Origin of the sequence: Bacillus methanolicus PB1, assembly GCF_000262755.1 — a bacterium.
Classification (GTDB): Bacteria; Bacillota; Bacilli; order Bacillales; family Cytobacillaceae; genus Bacillus_Z; species Bacillus_Z methanolicus.
The window spans coordinates 410,158-426,587 of the sequence record NZ_AFEU01000001.1 but is presented as its reverse complement, the minus strand read 5'-3'; the positions used below and the strand labels follow the sequence as shown (position 1 = coordinate 426,587).

Annotated in this window: 19 protein-coding genes; 13 read left to right on the top strand and 6 right to left on the bottom strand. The window is 36.3% G+C overall.

Features of this window, described 5'->3' with window-relative positions; genetic code table 11:
* Positions 1-190 precede the first annotated feature (190 nt).
* From PB1_RS01965 to PB1_RS01955, 3 genes are all read left to right on the top strand, one after another.
* Entirely contained in the window at positions 191-709 is a 519-nt protein-coding gene (locus PB1_RS01965) for an RDD family protein (protein WP_003350423.1), read from the top strand.
* A gap of 262 nt (positions 710-971) precedes the next feature.
* On the top strand, positions 972-2,294 hold the full coding sequence (locus PB1_RS01960; RefSeq protein WP_003350419.1) for an MFS transporter: 1,323 nt from the start codon (positions 972-974) through the stop codon (positions 2,292-2,294).
* A gap of 151 nt (positions 2,295-2,445) precedes the next feature.
* Positions 2,446-3,351, top strand: coding sequence for a chemotaxis protein CheV (locus PB1_RS01955; protein ID WP_003350418.1), 906 nt, complete (start codon positions 2,446-2,448; stop codon positions 3,349-3,351).
* Positions 3,352-3,380: 29 nt separating this feature from the next.
* On the opposite strand, the gene PB1_RS01950 is transcribed toward PB1_RS01955, so the two are convergent.
* The 4 genes from PB1_RS01950 to PB1_RS01935 form a co-directional block, all read right to left on the bottom strand.
* Positions 3,381-3,863, bottom strand: coding sequence for a YkyB family protein (locus tag PB1_RS01950; RefSeq protein WP_050979084.1), 483 nt, complete (start codon positions 3,861-3,863; stop codon positions 3,381-3,383).
* 213 nt (positions 3,864-4,076) lie between these two features.
* The gene (locus PB1_RS01945; protein ID WP_174269845.1) at positions 4,077-4,577 is read right to left on the bottom strand and encodes a L,D-transpeptidase family protein; all 501 of its coding nucleotides are present in this window, start codon (positions 4,575-4,577) and stop codon (positions 4,077-4,079) included.
* 154 nt (positions 4,578-4,731) lie between these two features.
* Entirely contained in the window at positions 4,732-5,604 is an 873-nt protein-coding gene (locus PB1_RS01940; RefSeq protein WP_003350415.1) for a metallophosphoesterase, read from the bottom strand.
* 347 nt (positions 5,605-5,951) lie between these two features.
* Positions 5,952-6,740 carry a C39 family peptidase gene (locus tag PB1_RS01935; protein WP_003350414.1) on the bottom strand — a complete coding sequence of 263 codons (789 nt, stop codon included), beginning with the start codon at positions 6,738-6,740 and terminating at the stop codon, positions 5,952-5,954.
* Positions 6,741-6,924: 184 nt separating this feature from the next.
* On the opposite strand from PB1_RS01935, the gene PB1_RS01930 reads away from it, so the two are divergent.
* Together PB1_RS01930 and PB1_RS01925 are read left to right on the top strand one after the other, a co-directional pair.
* Positions 6,925-8,139 carry an EAL domain-containing protein gene (locus PB1_RS01930; protein WP_003350413.1) on the top strand — a complete coding sequence of 405 codons (1,215 nt, stop codon included), beginning with the start codon at positions 6,925-6,927 and terminating at the stop codon, positions 8,137-8,139.
* 85 nt (positions 8,140-8,224) lie between these two features.
* The gene (locus PB1_RS01925) at positions 8,225-8,464 is read left to right on the top strand and encodes a hypothetical protein (RefSeq protein ID WP_003350412.1); all 240 of its coding nucleotides are present in this window, start codon (positions 8,225-8,227) and stop codon (positions 8,462-8,464) included.
* A gap of 57 nt (positions 8,465-8,521) precedes the next feature.
* Here PB1_RS01925 and PB1_RS01920 read toward each other — a convergent pair whose 3' ends face one another.
* Entirely contained in the window at positions 8,522-8,755 is a 234-nt protein-coding gene (locus PB1_RS01920; RefSeq protein WP_003350411.1) for a glutaredoxin domain-containing protein, read from the bottom strand.
* Between the two features lie 34 nt (positions 8,756-8,789).
* Positions 8,790-9,737: an MBL fold metallo-hydrolase gene (locus PB1_RS01915; protein ID WP_003350409.1), complete on the bottom strand. Its 948-nt coding sequence runs from the start codon at positions 9,735-9,737 to the stop codon at positions 8,790-8,792.
* A gap of 178 nt (positions 9,738-9,915) precedes the next feature.
* On the opposite strand from PB1_RS01915, the gene PB1_RS01910 reads away from it, so the two are divergent.
* The 8 genes from PB1_RS01910 (at position 9,916) to PB1_RS01875 (ending at position 16,298) form a co-directional block, all read left to right on the top strand.
* Complete coding sequence (locus PB1_RS01910) at positions 9,916-10,152, top strand: YkuJ family protein (protein ID WP_003350407.1); 237 nt, start codon at positions 9,916-9,918, stop codon at positions 10,150-10,152.
* 125 nt (positions 10,153-10,277) lie between these two features.
* A complete protein-coding gene (gene cbpB, locus PB1_RS01905; RefSeq protein ID WP_003350406.1) occupies positions 10,278-10,724 on the top strand; it encodes a cyclic-di-AMP-binding protein CbpB in 447 nt (148 codons plus the stop codon).
* A 168-nt stretch (positions 10,725-10,892) separates the two neighbouring features.
* Entirely contained in the window at positions 10,893-11,780 is an 888-nt protein-coding gene (locus PB1_RS01900; RefSeq protein WP_003350405.1) for a LysR family transcriptional regulator, read from the top strand.
* Between the two features lie 112 nt (positions 11,781-11,892).
* Positions 11,893-12,603, top strand: a complete 711-nt coding sequence (dapD, locus tag PB1_RS01895) for a 2,3,4,5-tetrahydropyridine-2,6-dicarboxylate N-acetyltransferase (protein WP_003350404.1) — start codon at positions 11,893-11,895, stop codon at positions 12,601-12,603.
* Positions 12,604-12,665: 62 nt separating this feature from the next.
* Complete coding sequence (locus PB1_RS01890) at positions 12,666-13,799, top strand: N-acetyldiaminopimelate deacetylase (RefSeq protein ID WP_003350403.1); 1,134 nt, start codon at positions 12,666-12,668, stop codon at positions 13,797-13,799.
* A gap of 331 nt (positions 13,800-14,130) precedes the next feature.
* Positions 14,131-14,679 (top strand): peroxiredoxin, encoded by a 549-nt coding sequence (locus tag PB1_RS01885; RefSeq protein WP_003350402.1) that lies wholly within the window; start codon positions 14,131-14,133, stop codon positions 14,677-14,679.
* Between the two features lie 111 nt (positions 14,680-14,790).
* A complete protein-coding gene (locus tag PB1_RS01880; protein WP_003350401.1) occupies positions 14,791-15,246 on the top strand; it encodes a TlpA family protein disulfide reductase in 456 nt (151 codons plus the stop codon).
* 137 nt (positions 15,247-15,383) lie between these two features.
* A complete protein-coding gene (locus PB1_RS01875; protein WP_003350400.1) occupies positions 15,384-16,298 on the top strand; it encodes a DUF4349 domain-containing protein in 915 nt (304 codons plus the stop codon).
* Positions 16,299-16,430: the final 132 nt, after the last annotated feature.

The window sequence follows — 16,430 nt, the reverse complement described above, 5'->3', positions numbered from 1 at the left end:
ACGTTAGTATTTTAGTCCTCTTTTGTTAAAAGGACCAGATACTCTTGTTAATGTTCACAAAAATTTCATTTTGTAAACGGTTTCTATAAATTGGAGTTAAAAAACATTTTAAGGAAAATTGGAATATTTCTGAATAATATAATGTTATAATGTAATTGTGAAATCAAACTTGACGATTGGGGGATAATGAATGGATACAATTGTAGAGCAACAGCCATATGAGGAGAAAAATGAATATGGAGGTTTTTGGGTCCGCTTTGCTGCATATTTAATTGACAGTATCATTTTAGGGATACCTTTAACAATTTTATCGTTTATTATCACTGTGGTCTTTTTTGGGGCATCCGGTGGTTTTGATGCGGCATTGACTGATCCAAATTATTTGGAACAGGATCCTGCGGATGCTGGTGCAGTTGCTTTTGCTGGCGCTTACCTTGTAAGCTTACTATTTAACTTTATCGTATCATTCTTATATTTTGCAGGACTGCATGCGTCAAAATGGCAAGCGACGATTGGAAAAAATCTGCTTGGTCTGAAAGTAACAGATATGGATGGAAATCGGATTTCTTTCGGGCGTGCCCTCGGACGCTATTTAGCAATGACGTTCTTATCTTCCATTTTCTTGATTGGTTACATTATCACTGCTTTTACAGAGAAAAAGCAAGCCCTTCATGATTTAATTGCCCGAACAGTCGTTGTAAAAAAATAAAATTGTACTAATATCATTTGTTTATGAGCATAAAAAAGGGTCTGACTCATATGGGTCTGACTCCTTCTGACAATAACAATATATAGAAAGGTTTTATTAGTGTTGTCTATATATTTATTGGAGGGGTCTGACCGTTTGCTTTTGAGTCAGCCCCTTTTTGCTTCTAAATCATTTTTAGTTTGTAAAAATTTTGTAAAGATAAAGGAAATATTTAGCATTCAATGGAAATATAGATATATGTTTTTAAAAGGAGTTGACAAAGGTGGAACTGCTTGAAAAACCTGCTGATGAACGAATTAATCGTTCGAATCAGTGGAGCCTTTATTTTTCCTTGCCAATTTTATCGTGGGCACTATATGACTTTGCCAACACAATTTTTTCATCAAATATAAATACAATTTTTTACCCGTTATATTTAAAGGAAGTAATTGGTGAAAATGAGGTTCTAAATCAAATTGCAAGCACTTTTGTATCATATTCAAACGCGGTTGCAAGCTTTTTTCTTGTACTATTTTCACCATTATTTGGAGTTATGATTGACAGGACTGGACGAAAGAAGAAATATATCGTTTCTTTTACATTAGTTGCAGTAGCTTCCACAGTGTTAATGGGAGTGTTCGGAGGACTCAAGCAGTCAGGACAATTGTTTGGGCTTCCGGTTTCGCTGGCCCTTGTGATTTTGCTTTTTATTATTGCAAAATTTTTTTATCATTCGAGCCTTGTTTTTTATGATTCGATGATTTCTGATTTGGCAGAGAAGGAGGAAATCCCGCTTATTTCCGGATTTGGGGTTGCAGTTGGGTATATCGGAACACTTGTTGGTTTGGCTGTTTATCCGTTCATCGGGGATGACGGTTTTCATGAAGCATTTATTCCGACAGGGGTCTTTTTCTTACTGTTTTCGTTGCCGCTGTTTTTCTTTGTAAAAGATAAGCCTCATCCTGGGCAAAAGAAAGAGTTATTTTTATCCGGATATAAAGAAATCTATAAAACCTTTAGAGAAATGCGTCTCTATAAATCTGCTTTCCTTTTTATGATTGCTTATTTCTTCTTAAATGATGCGATTGCAACATCAATTGCCATGATGGCTGTGTATGCAAAAGCGATCGTAGGCTTTACTACCGGAAAATTTATCTTGCTGTACTTAGTTTCAACAGTTTCGAGTATTATCGGCTCTTTTATTTTCGGTTATATAACAAAAGAAAAAGGAGCAAACAAGTCGATAATGTATATAGGAAGCCTTCTCTTCATTGCACTGTTGACCGCAACAATTGCTGTTAATGAAGCAATGTTTTGGGTCGCGGGAAGCATGTTTGGGATTGCACTCGGTTCTATGTGGGTAACAACGAGGGCGTACATTATTGAATTAACTCCGAAAGAAAAGAGGGGACAATTTTTCGGGTTATTTGCTTTTTCGGGCAAAGTCTCGTCTATTATCGGACCTTTCTTGTACGGCACGATCACCCTTATTTTTGCTGATTTTGGTAATCTCGCAAGCAGGCTGGCCATCGGCTCGTTAATGATTTTGACTCTTGTCGGTCTTTGGTTCCATGCGAAAATTCCAAAAACCAAAACAAATATTTAGTTAATGGCCCGTTTAATACGGGTTATTTTTTTGTATTCTGAAAATTAGAACAGTTAATGAATTTTTATATAACTGATAAGAATTTATTTCCATTCGTGTTATATTATTTTATATAACTCTATTATTTTGGAAATGGAAGGGCGAACAAGAAATGGAGAGCAAAAAAGGAATTTTATTGGAAAGCGGTACAAATGAACTGGAAATCGTGGAATTTGGAATTGGCAGAAATAAATTTGGCATAAATGTTATTAAGGTAAAGGAGATCATCAATCCGGCACCTGTTACTCCAGTGCCCCATGCACATAAAAATGTTGAAGGCATTATTGAGTTAAGGGGAGAGGTTCTGCCTGTAGTGGACGTAGCACATGCCCTCGGTTTCCCGCCATCAGAACATCCCGGGCAAGACAAGTTTATCGTTGCAGAATTTAACAAACAAAAAATCGTTTTCCATGTACATAATGTAACGCAAATTCACAGAGTATCATGGGATCAAATTGAAAAGCCGTCCGAAATGTATCAAGGAGCTAACAGCCAAATTATTGGGGTGATCAAACTGAACGGAGAAATGGTACTTTTGCTTGATTTTGAAAAAATCGTTGTGGATATAAATCCTCAATTAGGCATCAATGTCCAGCAAATTAAAAAGCTCGGGAAGCGGGAACGCTCAAGTAAACGGCTTCTTATAGCTGAAGATTCTCCTTTGTTAAGAAAATTATTACATGATACATTAGGAGAAGCTGGATTTGAAATGATTGAGTTTTTTGAGAACGGACGAGAAGCCTGGCAATATTTAGAGAATCTTGTTCAGTCCGGCAAGGATATTACCAAGGAAATTCAATTAATTATCACGGATATTGAAATGCCTCAGATGGACGGGCATCACTTGACAAAACGGGTTAAAACTCATCCTGAGCTTTCTAAAGTGCCTGTTATTATTTTCTCATCTCTAATAACAGAAGATCTTCGCCATAAAGGGCAAATGGTTGGGGCAGATGCACAAGTTAGCAAACCAGATATAGCGGATCTAGTATTATTAATCGATAAATACGTATTGTGAAAAAGCCGGTTGCCGGCTTTTTTTCTAGCTTAATAACTTTCTCCTAATTTTTTGAAGACAGGTTTTTGATAGCTACGGGTTTTTTTATTTGGTTCTTTATTCATTTCTTTTAAGCCTGTATAAGATTGCAAAAGTTTTTTTGCCTGGTTTAAAGATAAGCGGGATTTTGGATTGCGGACGTTTTGGTTTAAATGTCCCAAGTGAGGCAGTAATTTCATGTCATTTTTGGATGGAGGAATATGAAAGGAATAATCCCCGCAAACAACAAGGACGGCTGACTGCTGCTGACTGAATTTCGGGTTTTGTGAAAAATGAAGTCCGATTTTTTCTGCTTTTCCTTCTGATATTAATTTTTTTAAAGCCTCATGTTTGAGTTTATATAAATATTTTGGGTTTGGAGCAGTTTTTGCATGACGGTTTACGGTAAAAATGGCTTGTGCGAGGTTTTCAATTGTTGAATCTAATCGGGGATGACTGCTGTTTGTCCTGTTCAAAATAAAAGCTCCTTTCATAATTATTGAGGGAATAACTTTATTATATACCATTTTCTGTACTTTTGGAAAGAATACGGTTTCATTTTTTATTATTTAACTTATGTCAAGCATACTAATTTTATTTTATTAACTAAAATTAATAAAAAGGTTCTGACTTCCTCCAACAATGATAAAATATAGAATAGTTTTTAATGATTGTCTATAAGTTGGAGGAATCCGACTTTAACCCCTTTATGAAGAAATGATTACTCTTGTACCATTTGGAACGGTTTTTGCCAATTCTAATACATCTTTGTTGTACATTCTTATACATCCTTTTGATACTGCTTTTCCAATTGATGAAGGGTCGTTTGTGCCATGAATTCCATATCCCGTTTTGGATAGTGAAAGCCACATAACACCATATGGGCCGCCGGGATTTGGTTCCCGGTTTACTATGACATATTCTCCTTGAGGGGTTCCTGATAACATTTTTCCAATTGCAATGGGATAAGTTTTCACGAGCTGCCCACTTTTATATAATCTTATTTTTCGCTGATTCAAAGAAACTCTGATTTCAAATGGTATGGTATTTGGATCGGGAAGGCCGGGAATGTTAATGAATTGACCTGGTGCGATCATGTTGGGGTTAATAATTGATGGATTTGCAGCAAGTAATGTTTGTAATGGAATTCGGTAATTACGGGCAATGACCGCCAATGTTTCACCGGGCTTTACTTTGTAGTACACTATATCACACCCTTATTTTTAGTTAGCTAGATACATGTTTAGCATTGTAAATATTCATAGCCTTGCTTCGCTCACACCGCCTTATTACGTTGGTTATGTTTTAAAATAAAACCTATTTCCATGTTTAAAGTTGGGAGTTAAAACTCATGCACGTATTTTATGAATTTGTTAAGAGAGTGAAGACAGTCAGTTCAGGTTGGGATAGGAATCGAAAAGGCATTCTTGTTGTACCAAGGCCTCGATTGACATATAGTGTTAACTGCTCTGAGTTCCCCGTTTTGTAAAATCCTTCAATATATTTTTCTGCGAAGGGAGGTGTTATAAGTGCTCCAATAAAAGGTATTTGCACCTGACCTCCGTGGCTGTGGCCGCTTAATTGAAGGTGGATATTGAAAGAAGAAGCCGCGTCTGCCAAATCTGGTGCATGAGAAAGAAGGATTGTAAATGCATTCTTGGGGATGCTGCTTACTGCTTTGTTAATATCTGGCTTCCCGAGCATTGCATCATCAATCCCGGCAATAAATATTTTGCTGCCATCAAGCAATCGAATTTCATGCGATTGATTTTGAAGGGTTTTAAAGCCTGATTGTACCATAATCTTCATATAGATGTCTGATCCATACCCGCCGTGATCATGGTTTCCGTAAATGGAAAATTTCCCGAAAGGGGCATAAAGGCGGCTTAATAATGGGGCAATTTTATTGGTTTCGGAAAATTTATTTGGTTCATCCATTAAATCGCCAGTAAAAAAAATAACATCCGGCTTTAATGAGTTTATTTTTGAAATTAATTTCTCAAATTGGGTTAAATTATATTGGAAGCCTAAATGAGTGTCACTGAACTGAACAATTTTAAATCCGTTGAATCCTTTCGGTATTGAACGATGGCGAAAAGTATAATTGTTTATCTTTAGCATTTTTGGTTCTATTTCCCGGGCATAAAAATAGCCGCCCGATCCTGCAGCTATTGCAGCAAAAAAAGTTGCAAAAATTCTTTTAAGAAATACTCTTCTTGTTACTTTCTTGTACATAAAAACTCCAACCTATCGTTCAGTATACCTTATATATACTAACAAACTCCATCTTGAAAAAGAAGTATATTTTAACATATATCTCAATTTTTCGTTTTTTGTACTTCAAATTCGAAAATTCTATAAAAAATAATAAAAATTTTCTCCGATGTTGCCGCATATATGAAAGGCGAATGCATTACAATGGATGGCGGACGATGGTTCAACAACATCTATTTTAGAGTGTAAAAAAGGGGCTAAAAGCAAAGGGCCATATACCTCCTCGATACAACATAAAGCGTAAATACTGCCATTCTCTATATTGTCATTGTTTGAGGAAGCCGACCCTTTTGACCCAGCCCCGATTATTATTGATAACTTACAGCTCTTTGTTTAAGAGCTTTCCATGAATCAATGAAACGATTTTTGTTTACCTTTACTTGTTTTTTTCCGGATAGAGGATCGTTTAAATAGACATTTTTGCTATCATATCCAACAAGTACGACAACATGTAAATCTAAAGGAGTTTTGATGGTTTGTTTTTCGTGTCGCCATGTTTCCCATCTGTCCGGAAGACGATAATCCCCGGTTGTCCAAACAACAACAGGATATCCTTTTGACACATGTGAAAGGATTTCATCAAAAGGCCGATTGGTTAAATTTTTGGCTCTTCCCGGAAGGTAAATGTTGATTAAATCCACCATTGGTTTATCAAACACAGCATATCCAGCATTTTTGCCAGTCATGTCACCAACAAAACCAACCCCCGGGTCCCCCCATTTTATAATATCCCCCGTTTTTGACCGTATGAGCGGATCGGAATCCTTCTTGATTTTTCTGTATAGTTCCATTTTGTTTACTTTGACTCCTGCATATTGCAGCATCATCGTAAGGCTGGTTACTTCGCAGCCATACTTTAATTCCGGATTTTGCTTTATTAAAGGTACGTTTAGTAATTGTTTTTGTAACTCATGTTCTTTTTTAGGCTCCCTCTTCATTATGGTTTGTGAACGAACTTGATGCTCTGTTTTGTTTTCAAATGCTTTTTCAGTAACAGGTTGGTTCGTATTAAGCGGCATGCTTTGTTTTTCAGTATTTTCAAAATGGCTGCAGCCGAGCAACGGGAAGAGGACTGCAATGAAATGAATTTTTTTCACTTCAATCCACCTCCATTCGGCTTATCAGTAGTTTTTGCTTAACAATCTGCATTATGAGGCAGTATTTTAGGTATGATTCCCTTGAATTTCTAGTCTGTCGTAAATTATTTGCAATACGGCTGAAAAGAATTTTTATTTAATTAATGATAAAATGATGATAACGAAAGGTATGGAGGTTCTGCGAATGGATGCATTGGATATATTAACAAATTTAGATAACGTTATTCCCTATTTTCAACCAATATTCAGTGCAGATGAACATAAAGTCATCGGTTACGAAATATTAGGAAGATATAATAATGAATCGGAAATAATTAGCCTTGGCCCTTTTTTTCATGATCATCAAATTCCTGAAGAATACAAGCTAGAAGTAGATAATACTGTTTTAACGAAAGCGTTGGAAAAAGCAATTTCCTTGGATCAAGATGTTCTTTTGTTTGTAAACAGGGATGCAGAACTCTTAATGCATGATAATGGCGAACATTTTCTTCAGCTTTTGCTTGAATATCAGCAAAAAGGAATAGCACTTGAAAGAATCGTCATCGAAATTTCGGATCGAAATTATGAAGGCAGACCGGATCATCTCGAGCATCTCTTGAATTATTATAAAACGTTCGGTTTAAAAATTGCGATTGATAAAATAGGAAACGACAGCAGCCATCTTGATCGAATTGGACAGTTGTCTCCTGATATTTTAAAAGTAGATCTTGGAGCATTAAGATCTATAAATACTGGACCGTCATATCAGGCTATATTGTACTCATTGTCGCTTTTGGCAAGAAAAATCGGAGCAATGTTGCATTTTGAAAATATTGAAACCGCTTACCAGCTGCAATTTGCCTGGAAAAATGGGGGGCGTTATTTTCAAGGATTTTACTTACATAAACCATACGGTGAATTTATTTCAAGAGAACTGTTAAAAGAATGGTTAGGGAAGGAATTTCATCAATTTATTTCCTATGAAAAAAAGAAGCTTGAGGCACTTTTTAACATTTCTGAGGAGTTCCAGGAAAAAGTACAAAATTTACTTAATAAGTTCAAAAAATATGAGGATTATACCGAATTGCTTCATTCTTTTGCCAAACACTTGGACGGGATTGCCTTCAGGATGTACGTATGTGATGAAGACGGTTTCCAAAAATCACCTAATATCTTCAAAAAAGATAAAAACTGGATTTTGCAAAATGAATATTTGAAGAAAAATTGGAGCTGGCGCCCTTATTTTTTAGAAAATATTATCCGAATGAGGAATGAAAAAAAAGGAATTTTATCTGATTTGTACAGCGATATTGAAACGGGCGAAACAATCCGCACCTTTTCTTTCCCATTAAACAACAAGGACTTTCTTTTTATCGACTTATCATACAATTATTTGTATGAACATGAAGGATTGCTGTAAAAAAATTGAGGACCAGACCCCCGAGAATAGAATTTTCTTTGAAGCGGCAACTTAATTTTAACAGTATGAAAAAGGAGGTATTCCTTTGAGTTTATTTATGTTAATTCTATTAGTTGCCGGAATCGGGGTTCTTGTTTTTGCATTAAGGTATACATGGAGCTTAGCAAAGAGTCAGAAAAATGTTAAAGGGGATTTGGATTCAGAAATTCCCGGTCCTGTGCAAAGACACGCTTATATCAACAATCCAATTTTTCTGACATATTTAATCTTTTTTCTATTGCTTATTCTTACGATCATTTTTTCAGTTTTAGCGTATAATTGGTAAATGGGAGGGCCAGGCCTCCTCTTCTTAGAAAAAAAGGTGTCGATTGGCGACACCTTTTTATAACTTGAGAAGGCTTTTTAATTTTTCTAAATCAAACCCGGCAACAATTTCTTCTCCTATTACAACCGTTGGAGTAGAGTATGACTTGTATTTATTAATTAGTTCATCTCTTGCACGATTGTCTTTTTTAATACCTTTTTCATCGTATTCAATCTTATTTTCCTGCAAAAATCCTTTTACAACGGTACAAGTCGGACAGTCGGGCTGGCTGTAAACAGTTATCTTTTCCAAAGTCTTTTCCTCCATTAACTTACACTCGACGCAGTTATTGTTTTGTAAGATAATCTATTATTCCCATAGCACATATCTCGAAGTCAAGTGAAAGGATTTGAAATACAGAGTGGTTTGAAGGAATATTTTTGCTGGCCAAATATTCAGTCACTCGTTTTCTTAACCGAGCTTCTGTTTCATGCACCTGCATTTCCGTTGTTTCTTCCTGTTCAAACGCCAATTTCGCCTCTTCGAGAAAAACAGGTAGCCAGTATCGTATTTGCTTGTATACTTCATTAGGTTTTTCAGATACGCCGTAATGGCTAAAGAAAATATAGCGTAAGTCCATATTTTCAAACAGTTGCAGTGAAGCAAGCATTTTTTCCGGGTCAAACTGATTAGGGGACGTTGATGGCAAATATAACTCTATTCCGTCTTTAATAAGCGCTTGATAAAAAACTCCTGCGGTATCACCTGTAAACATTCCATTTACACCCGGATGGTAAATACTAAAATGGTGATTTGAGTGTCCCGGTGTATCATAGAAGGTCAGTGTGCAATTTTCGCTGATAGAAAGCGTTTCCTTATTTTTCTTGATAATCACTCTATTTTCCGGAACTGGTACAACCGGGTCAAACAAGGCATTAAATTTATCTCCGTATACGGCTTTTGCTCCGGCAATCAGCCTTTCAGGGTTTACAAGGTGCCTTGCCCCTTTTTCATGAACGACAATTTTTGCGTTTGGGCAGTATTCTAATAATAAACCTGCTCCTCCCGCATGATCCAAATGTATATGTGTGACAATAATGTATTTTATGTCTTCCGGCGATATGTTTAAGTTTCGTAATCCTTCCAGGATAAACGGAACAGAAGGGCTTGCAGATGTTTCAATAATCGTTAAATCAATTTCTGTCAGTAAATATGCACCTGTTCGTTCTTTCATTCCTAAATCTATTGCATCAATTAAGAAAATATTGTTTTCCACTTGTACAGGACTATTCAAAAAATCACTTCCTTCAAAAATTTTTAATTGTACAAATACCTTTCATTATTTTATTCTGTTAGTATTGGCATGTAAAGAAAAGCAATCGAATATTCAAAAACCATTCTTTTGGGATATAAAAATGAATATCGTGTAACCTAGTTATATCAGGTTTGTTTTGTTTGAAAGGAGAGGGAGCATGTCACAGCTTCAAGGTATTTTGACAAGATTGAAAAACTTGCAGGACCAATCTGGCGGTTCAGAACCTGTTCAAAGATTTTTTGAGGTAAATGGCGAAAGAAAGTGTCAGGTAACTTATCATCCAAAGACTGAAACATTTGAATTAGAAGTATATAACGATAAAGAAAAGCCAAAGAAATATCAATTTGATAACATTGATATGATTACAATCGAAATCTTTGATTTAATTCAGTAGCATAACTGAAATCGGGGCCTCTAACTGGTCCATTTTTACTTTAAACACACATTGAACGCGCACGATTTAAAAACTGTGTTAAAATGAGGGTATATTTTAGAAATTTAATGAGGAGTTTTTTTGTGATGATAAGTTTGGACAGCGGGGAGTTTTTAAATTTTAGTATTAAAGATGTGATGATTCCTTCAGAACGTGTTGCCCATGTGCAAATCGGAAATAATTTGGAGCATGCACTGCTTGTATTGACAAAAAGTGGATATTCGGCTATTCCTGTACTTGATCCGCATTATAAGTTGCATGGATTAATCAGCCAACCGATTATCATGGATTCAATTCTTGGCATTGAACGAATAGAGTTTGAACTACTGGAAAAGAAACGTGTAGAAGAAGTCATGAATAAATCAATCCCGTGTTTAAGGATTGATAGTTCTAGTGATTTTTCGTTGGAGCTTCTTGTCGACCATCCGTTTTTATGCATTGTTGATTATGAAGGATATTTTGAAGGAATTTTAACGAGAAGAAGTGTTCTGAAACGGCTAAACAAATATCTTTTCAGATCACATAATCACTAGCTCCATTTAAGGGGCTGAATTTTTTTCTGCCGTTTTAATTTTTGTAATAAATTGTATGGATGGATATAATTTCAGGGGTGATATGGTTGGGATAAGCTTTAAAAAAACAAGTAACAAATTCACAAGCAAATAAATAATACTAAGAAAAACTTATTTAGGAGTATTGGTATGTTATCTCTTTCAGAGTTTCAATTGCTTTCAGTTTTGGCTCAGGAAATGAATATGAGGAAGGCTGCTGAAAGGCTGTTTGTATCTCAGCCTGCTCTTTCACAGCGATTGCAAACGATTGAAAAGGAATGGGGAACACAACTTTTTCTTCGTTCTCAAAAAGGGCTGACGCTTACTCCGGCAGGAGAATACGTTATTTCTTTTGTAAAAGAGGTGCTGGCAAAGGAAGAAAAAGTTCGCGAGTCCATACATGCCCTTAATACAGAAGTCCACGGCACTTTAAAAATCGCTGTTGCTTCGATCGTCGGCCAAAATTGGCTTCCACAAGTTCTAAAGAAATTTGTTAATCGATACCCGCATGCTAAAATATCGCTTATAACCGGATGGAGCAGCGAAATATTAAAAACGTTATATGAGGATCAAGTGCATATAGGAATTATTAGAGGGACCCCCGACTGGAAAGGGGTTAAGATTCATTTGTTTAAAGACAGCCTATTTTTGGTCGATACCGAAATAACAAAGCCCGAGCAAGTCTTTGAAACAGACAGGCCTTTTATTCAATTTAAAAGCGACTCAAATTATTATCAAGAAATTCAGGACTGGTGGCACCGCCAGTTTAAGACTGCTCCAAAACGAACGATCGTTGTTGACCAGATTGAAACATGCAAACAGATGACTTTCAACGGAATCGGCTATGCCATTTTACCGGCAATTACATTAAATGGAGCAGATAAAAACATTTTTAAAATCCCTCTTTTAGATGAACATAACGAACCAATCAAGAGGGATACATGGCTCCTTGGGTATGAATCAGCTTTTCAATTAAAGCAGGTGCAAGCTTTTGCAGATTTGATTATGGAACATATAAAAGAATCCGAGAAGGAATGAAAAATTTTATATAATAAAAAGAAATTTGAGAATAGTTTTTTACGTTCTTCTTGTCTTCAATATTTTTGTTTGATAAAGTATTTTTAGCATATACATAGAGGAGGACTTTCCGATGAAAATGATGGATGCCAACGAAATTATTTCATTCATTCAAAATAGCAAAAAAACTACACCGGTAAAAGTTTACGTAAAAGGTGATATTTCAGAAATTGATTTTGGCCCAAGTGCAAAGACTTTTCTTAATGGGAACACAGGCGTTGTTTTTGGCGAATGGAGTGAAATAAATCAAGCACTTGAAGCCAACCAAGCGAAAATTGAGGAATATGTTATTGAGAATGACCGCCGCAATTCTGCGATCCCTCTGTTAAATATGAAAAACATCAAAGCGCGGATTGAACCAGGTGCGATAATCCGAGACCAAGTTGAAATTGGCGACAATGCCGTCATTATGATGGGTGCAGTGATTAATATTGGAGCTGTTGTCGGGGAAGGGACAATGATTGATATGAACGCTGTTCTCGGCGGCCGTGCAACAGTAGGTAAGAATTGCCATGTTGGTGCAGGTGCTGTTTTGGCCGGGGTTATTGAACCACCTTCTGCCAAGCCTGTTGTCGTTGAAGATGATGTTGTAATTGGAGCGAACGCAGTTGTACTGGAAGGCGTGACAGTAGGCAAAGGAGCGGTCGTTGCTGCCGGAGCAGTTGTTATAGAAGATGTTCCACCGTATACAGTTGTGGCAGGTACACCTGCACGTGTTATTAAAGAAATCGATGAAAAGACGAAATCAAAAACAGAGATTAAGCAGGAACTTCGCCAGTTATAATAAATGAAAAAACACTACTAGCGTGGATCAATATCCGCGCTTTTCTATTAGGGGGGAAAATAGTGGAAACAATAACAAGTCCGTTTGTAAAAATCCGACGTGATCTGCATCAAATTCCAGAACTCGGCTTTCAGGAATTTAAGACACAGCAGTATTTATTAAATTATTTGCAATCTCTGCCTCAAGAAATAGTTGAAATAAAAAAATGGAAAACAGGGCTTTTTGTTAAAGTTAAAGGAAAAAATCCAAGCAAAACTATTGGATACAGAACAGATATTGATGGGTTGCCGATTTCAGAAGAAACAGAATTGCCATATCGATCAATTCATGAAGGGAAAATGCATGCATGCGGCCATGATTTCCATATGAGCATTGCGTTGGGGCTCGTTACATATTTTGCAAACAATCCAATCGATGATCATCTATTATTTATTTTTCAACCTGCTGAAGAAGGTCCGGGCGGCGCAGAGCCAATGCTAAAGTCAGAAATCATGCAGAAGTGGAAGCCGGATATCATTTTTGCCCTGCATATTGCACCTGAATACCCTGTAGGTACAATTGCAGTTAAAAAGGGACTACTATTTGCGAATACCTCTGAATTGTTCATTGATTTGAAAGGAAAAGGAGGACACGCTGCTTATCCTCATCAGACGAATGATATGATTATAGCGGCTTGTTCACTTGTTACCCAGCTTCAGACTATTGTGGCAAGAAACGTTGATCCTCTTGATAGCGCCGTTATTACAATTGGTAAAATTACCGGTGGAACGGTGCAAAATATTATTGCTGAGAAAGCAAGACTGGAGGGGACAATCCGGACCCTTTCCGTAAACTCCATGAAAAAAGTGAAAGACAGAATCTTGTCCTTAATAAAAGGTATAGAAACAGGATATGAATGTGAAGTTAGCGTGGACTTCGGTTCTATGTACCATCAAGTCTTTAATGATGAAAAGATTACGGAAGAATTTATGGATTTTATTAGAAATTATACGGACATTCATGTCATTGAATGTAAAGAAGCAATGACTGGTGAGGATTTTGGCTACATGCTAAAAGAAATTCCTGGTTTCATGTTTTGGCTTGGAGTTGAGTCCGAGTTCGGGCTCCATCATTCAAAATTGAATCCAAATGAAGCTGCAATTGAGAAAGCCATTTCTTTTCTCACGAAATACATTGAATATAAAGGAAATCGATAAGGAGGCTGTCTGAGACAGCCTCTTTTCCGATCACTTTTGAAAAAAGCATATTATTTTGAACCCTATCATTTTCGTGATAAACTATAAACGTGGAAAGAAGAAAATATTAACAGGCTCTAATTTTTAAATAAATATAGAATATAAATGTGTGAAAAGGGATAAATAATTAATGTGCCTTTTATTTCGGTATAATAATTAATATTTATTTAAAAAAATTATAATTTAATATTGACTAAAAATAAGCCTTGGACTATAATGATATTTGAAAGTAAGAAATGGGACAAACCTTTAAGGTTTTGCCCATTTAATATATATATTGGAGGGATCATAAATGCCAGAACGCATGGTAGGAAAACAAGCACCACGTTTTGAAATGGATGCAGTTATGCCAAACAAAGAATTTGGGAAAGTAAGCCTTGAGGAAAACATGAAAAAGGGTAAATGGACAGTTCTTTTCTTCTATCCAATGGACTTCACATTTGTTTGCCCAACTGAAATTATTGCATTATCTGACCGCTACGATGAGTTTGAAGATTTAGATGCTGAAGTAATCGGCGTATCTACAGATACAATTCACACACACTTAGCATGGATTAAAACTGATCGTAAAGACAATGGTCTTGGAGATTTAAAATATCCTTTAGCAGCTGATACTAACCATGTTGTTTCCCGTGAGTATGGTGTACTTATTGAAGAAGAAGGCGTTGCACTCCGCGGACTATTCATTATCAGCCCAGAAGGCGAGTTAATGTATTCTGTAATTCACCACAATAATATCGGCCGCGATGTAGATGAAACATTGCGTGTTCTTCAAGCTCTTCAAACTGGCGGACTTTGCCCTGCAAACTGGAGACCGGGACAAGCAACTTTAAACGTTTAATATCATTTTCAAATTAAAAAGGCCTAACCATTGCTGTTAGGCCTTTTATTAGATGAATCTGTTCAGAACTTTGATACGTTCTTGATTCGTACAAGAAGGAGGAGAACGATAATGAAGTTACGCGAACCAATGCCTGAGTTGAACGGTGCGACTGCGTGGTTAAACGGTGAAGTTACAAGAGAACAGCTTATTGGTGAAAAACCTACACTTATTCATTTCTGGTCAATCAGCTGCCATTTATGTAAAGAAGCTATGCCTCAGGTAAATCAATTTCGGGACGAATATAAAGACAAACTTAATGTTGTTGCTGTCCATATGCCTCGTTCCGAAAATGACCTTGATATTGAAGATATTAAGAAAGTAGCAGCTGAGCACGGAATCACTCAGCCAATTTTCATTGACAGCGAGCATAAGTTAGCAGACGCATTTGAAAACCAATACGTTCCAGCGTATTATGTATTTGATAAAGACGGAAACCTTCGTCACTATCAGGCTGGTGGAAGCGGAATGAAAATGCTTGAGAAACGTGTAAATCGTGTCTTAAGTGAAACAGAACAAAGTGCTTAGTAAAGATTGGTCTAAAGGCCAATCTTTTTTGACTTTATGTATCTTTCTCTTAGACTGTGAAAAGCTGTTGTTTCATGTAACTTTTTATAAACTGTAACGTCTCTTAATGTAAACAATGAAGGGACGTTGGCGGTAAAATGAAGTTAAAACAGATTTTTTATTTGTTTATTTTACTTATTTTCATATTCTCCGGCTGCAGCAGCAATAGTGGTGAGAAAAAAAGTGAATACGGAAAAATGGCATCACCTAATTCCGATGCTATATCTAGTCAAAATATTGCCATGCAGGAAAAGGTAGAAGAGACTGCAGTAACAGCAGGGGAAGAAACAAACAATAAAGCAATGGCGGCAACGGAGCGCATGGTTATTTATTATGCAGAGTTGAATTTGCGTGTTAAAGATTTTAATAAAGCCCAAAAGTCAATTGAAGAAAAAGCTAAAAAATACGGAGGCTATATCGTTGATTCAAATGTCTTCCGTGAAGGTAAAAGGCAGATAGAAGGTACGTTAATGCTCAGAATCCCAGAAGTTAAGTTTGATGAATTTTTGAGAGATGTACAAGGAGAGGCTGTCGAAGTTCTGCTACGCCATGTCAGCGGTCAAGATGTAACGGAAGAATATGTGGATTTGGAGTCAAGATTACGATCAAAAAAAGCGGTCGAAGAACGTCTCCTTGAATTCATGAAAAATGCCCAGAAAACTGAAGATTTATTGAAGATATCCACTGATTTATCAAAAGTGCAGGAGGAAATTGAACAATTAAAAGGGAGAATAAAATATTATCAAAACCAGACGGCTTTCTCTACAGTAACGATTTCATTATACGAAGATAAAATTGTTATTCCGGAAATTAAAAAAGAGGATCTAAATACTTGGGAAAGAACGAAAAAGCAATTTGCAGAAAGCTTAAACCTTCTTTTAACTGCAATTTCCGGTATGACAGTCTTTATATTCGGAAATTTGCCAATTTTACTGCTTATTGTGCTTGCAGGAATAGGTGGTTACTTGATTGTAAAAAAGTATAAGAAAAAAGGGAATCATCGGCAAGAATAGAGATGAAAATAAAAATAAAAATGGGGCTGACTCATAAGGGTCTCGATCCTTCCGGCAATAACAATATTATATAGAATTATTTTATTAATGATTTTCTATATTGTATTGGAGGGGTCTGACCCTTTTCTTTTA

Coding starts and splice junctions, on each gene's coding strand:
- PB1_RS01880 (WP_003350401.1), top strand. CDS start 14,791: ATGAAGTTACGCGAACCAATGCCTGAGTTGAACGGTGCGACTGCGTGG.
- PB1_RS01950 (WP_050979084.1), bottom strand. CDS start 3,863: ATGAAAGGAGCTTTTATTTTGAACAGGACAAACAGCAGTCATCCCCGA.
- dapD (WP_003350404.1), top strand. CDS start 11,893: ATGAAAATGATGGATGCCAACGAAATTATTTCATTCATTCAAAATAGC.
- PB1_RS01965 (WP_003350423.1), top strand. CDS start 191: ATGGATACAATTGTAGAGCAACAGCCATATGAGGAGAAAAATGAATAT.
- PB1_RS01910 (WP_003350407.1), top strand. CDS start 9,916: ATGTCACAGCTTCAAGGTATTTTGACAAGATTGAAAAACTTGCAGGAC.
- PB1_RS01955 (WP_003350418.1), top strand. CDS start 2,446: ATGGAGAGCAAAAAAGGAATTTTATTGGAAAGCGGTACAAATGAACTG.
- PB1_RS01940 (WP_003350415.1), bottom strand. CDS start 5,604: ATGTACAAGAAAGTAACAAGAAGAGTATTTCTTAAAAGAATTTTTGCA.
- cbpB (WP_003350406.1), top strand. CDS start 10,278: ATGATAAGTTTGGACAGCGGGGAGTTTTTAAATTTTAGTATTAAAGAT.
- PB1_RS01900 (WP_003350405.1), top strand. CDS start 10,893: ATGTTATCTCTTTCAGAGTTTCAATTGCTTTCAGTTTTGGCTCAGGAA.
- PB1_RS01885 (WP_003350402.1), top strand. CDS start 14,131: ATGCCAGAACGCATGGTAGGAAAACAAGCACCACGTTTTGAAATGGAT.
- PB1_RS01875 (WP_003350400.1), top strand. CDS start 15,384: ATGAAGTTAAAACAGATTTTTTATTTGTTTATTTTACTTATTTTCATA.
- PB1_RS01930 (WP_003350413.1), top strand. CDS start 6,925: ATGGATGCATTGGATATATTAACAAATTTAGATAACGTTATTCCCTAT.